A 2,444-nucleotide genomic window follows, 5' to 3' on the forward strand; every position below is an offset into this window, starting at 1 on the left:
CGACGCCGACTTCCGCAACCAGCTTGACCGAAATCCGCGCCTTGGAGTTCACGTTCTTCAGATCGTGGATCAGCTGGGCCAGATCCTCGATGGAGTAGATGTCGTGATGCGGCGGCGGCGAGATCAGGCCGACGCCGGGAGTCGAATGGCGCACCCGGGCGATGTTCTTGTCGACCTTGTAGCCGGGCAACTGGCCGCCCTCGCCAGGCTTTGCGCCCTGGGCCATCTTGATCTGGATGTCATCGGCGTTGACCAGGTATTCGGTGGTGACGCCGAACCGCCCCGAGGCCACCTGCTTGATCGCCGAGCGCATGGAGTCGCCGTTGGGCAGCGGCTTGTAGCGGTCGGACTCTTCGCCGCCCTCGCCGGTGTTCGAGCGGCCGCCGATGCGGTTCATGGCCACCGCCAGGGTGGTGTGCGCCTCGCGGCTGATCGAGCCGAAACTCATGGCCCCGGTGGCGAAGCGCTTGACGATCTCCGACGCCGGCTCGACGTCCTCAAGCGGGATCGGAGTGTCCGCCGGCTTCATCCGCATCAGGCCACGCAGGGTCAGCAGCCGCTCGGACTGCTCGTTGATGGTCTTGGCGAAGGCGCGATAGGCGTCCGGCAGATTGCCGCGCACCGCGTGCTGCAGGCTGGAGACCGAGTCCGGCGTCCAGGCGTGGGTTTCCCCGCGCAGCCGCCAGGCGTACTGGCCGCCGACATCCAGCATCGTGGCGTAGATCGGGTTGTCGCCATAGGCGTCGCGGTGGCGGCGCACAGCCTCGCCGGCGATCTCCGCAAGCCCCACGCCCTCGATCGTCGAGGCGGTGCCGGTGAAATACTTTTCGATCAGGCCGGTGGAGAGGCCGACCGCGTCGAAGATCTGAGCCCCGCAATAGGACTGGTAGGTGGAGATGCCCATCTTCGACATCACCTTCAGCACACCCTTGCCGATGGCCTTGATGTAGTTCTTGCGGACCTCGTAGGCCGATTGGGAAAGTCCGTTCTGGGCGCGCAACTGTTCCAGGGTCTGGAACGCCAGATAGGGGTTCACCGCCTCGGCGCCATAGCCGGCCAGGACGCAGAAGTGATGCACCTCGCGCGCTTCACCGGTCTCGATGACCAGTCCGGTCTGCATGCGCAGGCCCTGGCGGATGAGGTGATGGTGCACGGCCGCGGTGGCCAGCGCCGCGGGGATCGGCGTGCGGTCGGGCCCCGTCGCGCGGTCCGACAGGATCAGGATGTTCATGTCGGCCAGCACGCAGTCGGTGGCCTCGCGGCAGAGCCGCTCAAGCGCCGGCTCAAGGCCATTGGCGCCTTCGCCGGCCGGCCAGGTGGCGTCCAGGGTCGCCGTGCGGAAAGCGCCGTCCAGCAGCTCATTGATCGAGCGGATCTTGGCCAGATCCTCGTCGGTGAGGATCGGCTGGGCGACCTCGAGCCGCTTGTGGGTGCCGGCCTGGCGGCCCAGCCGGTTCGGACGCGGCCCGATCATCGACACCAGGCTCATCACCAGCTCCTCGCGGATCGGGTCGATGGGCGGGTTGGTCACCTGGGCGAAATTCTGTTTGAAATACTCGTAGAGCAGCTTGGGCCGGCGCGAGAGCACGGCGATCGGCGTGTCCGATCCCATCGAGCCGATCGGGTCCTCGCCGGTCCTGGCCATAGGCTCCAGGAAAAAGGCCAGGTCCTCCTGGGTGTAGCCAAAGGCCTGCTGACGATCGCGCAGGGTCGCCGGATCGTTGGACAGCGGCGTCTCGGGCTCCGCGGCGAGCGCCAGTTCCTCCAGCTTGAACTGGGTGTCCGCCAGCCAGTCTTCATAGGGTTCGGCCGCGGCGAGGGTGCGCTTGATCTCCTCGTCCTCGATGATCCGGCCTTCTTCCATGTCGATCAGCAGCATCTTGCCCGGCTGCAGGCGCCATTTGCGGATGATCCGTTCCTCGGGAATGTCGAGCACGCCGACCTCGGAGGCCATGATCACATGGTCCTGGTCGGTGATGATGAAGCGCGCGGGCCGCAAGCCGTTGCGGTCAAGGGTCGCGCCGATCTGGCGGCCGTCGGTGAAGGCCACCGCCGCCGGCCCGTCCCAAGGCTCCATCAGGGCGGCATGGTACTCGTAGAAAGCGCGGCGCCTGGCGTCCATCAGCGGGTTGCCGGCCCAGGCCTCGGGCATCAGCATCATCACCGCCTGGGCCAGCGGATAGCCGCCGGCCACCAGCAGCTCCAGCGCGTTGTCCAGGCAGGCGGTGTCGGACTGGCCGTGCGGGATCAGCGGCCACATCTTGTTGAGGTCAGGCCCCAGCAGGTCGCTTTCCATCGACCGGCGCCGCGCGTTCATCCAGTTGACGTTGCCGCGCACGGTGTTGATCTCGCCGTTGTGGGCGATGAACCGGTAGGGGTGCGCCAGCTTCCAGGACGGGAAGGTGTTGGTGGAGAAGCGCTGGTGGACCAGCGCCAGGGCCGAC

The 2,444-nt window shown here is 66.9% G+C and carries 1 protein-coding gene; it reads right to left on the minus strand.

What is annotated here, in order from left to right; translation table 11 throughout:
* Positions 1-2,444 (minus strand): glutamate synthase central domain-containing protein (locus tag RMN86_RS02505; RefSeq protein ID WP_309604247.1); only part of this gene is annotated, 2,444 nt, incomplete at both ends.

This window comes from Phenylobacterium sp. (assembly GCF_031360265.1).
Taxonomy (GTDB): Bacteria; Pseudomonadota; Alphaproteobacteria; order Caulobacterales; family Caulobacteraceae; genus Phenylobacterium.